The sequence below is a fragment of the Microbispora sp. CSR-4 genome (assembly GCF_008033685.1).
Lineage (GTDB): Bacteria > Actinomycetota > Actinomycetes > Streptosporangiales > Streptosporangiaceae > Microbispora.
This window is the reverse complement of sequence record NZ_VJVX01000206.1, coordinates 1-842: the sequence shown is the minus strand read 5'-3', so window position 1 is coordinate 842 and position 842 is coordinate 1. Positions and strand designations below refer to the sequence as shown.

The window sequence follows — 842 nt, the reverse complement described above, 5'->3', positions numbered from 1 at the left end:
TGTTGCAGGCGTACGCCAAGCTGAGGGCACAGGGGGATGACCGCCCGCTGACGGTACGCCAGGCCGACGCGCTGATCGCCCTGCTGGAGCAGAAGATCGTCACCGAGCTCCTCGTCGTGGTCAGCGCCGAATCCCTCCCCACCGACCCCGAAACCACCGACCCCACCGACGACAACCCACACCCCGCCGACGACACCAGCGACCCGGCCACCCAAGACCCCGCTGCCCCGGCCACCGACGACACCAACCCCGACGCCACCGGAAGCGCCGACGACCTGAGCCGGGCCGATGACACCGTTTCCGGCGCGTTGGGCGACCCCGGCGCTGCGGACGGCACCGACGACCCCGACATCCCGGAGGAGTTCAACGCTGCCCATGCCGAGGCCGAGGCCGGGGCCGGGGCGGAAGCGGGTGCCGGGAGCGCTGACGACATTAGCGACTCTGCGCCTCACAAGGCCGACGACAATGTCTCCGACGCGATGAGCGCCGACGACTCCACCGAGGCCGAGGCAGGTGTTGGTGCGGGGAGCGACGCCGCTGCCGACGGAGCCACGGACGCCGGTGCCCGGAGCGCTGGCGACGCTTGCGCTACAGCGGTGACCGGCATCGATGACGTGCGCGAAGCCGAGGCCGACCCCGCCACCAATTACGCCACCACCCCTGCCACCGACTCTGCCACCGACTCCGCCCCTGGCTCCGCCGATGCCACGGCCGGACTTCGCAACGAGGAGCCTTGCGGTTGCTGACGGCGGCCATGGAAAGCTCCCCGTAGGCGGCCAGATACCGCCCCGCTGATGGCCGCGGGGTTCCCCGTGGACGGCCAGATATCTCCCCGCTCCTTC

1 protein-coding gene is annotated in these 842 nt (G+C 71.3%); it reads left to right on the top strand.

The genetic code is table 11. The annotated features are described in order from the left end of the window. Positions 1-746: hypothetical protein (locus tag FLV34_RS41085; RefSeq protein WP_222709809.1), on the top strand; the 746-nt coding region annotated here is incomplete at its 5' end. Positions 747-842 lie beyond the last annotated feature (96 nt).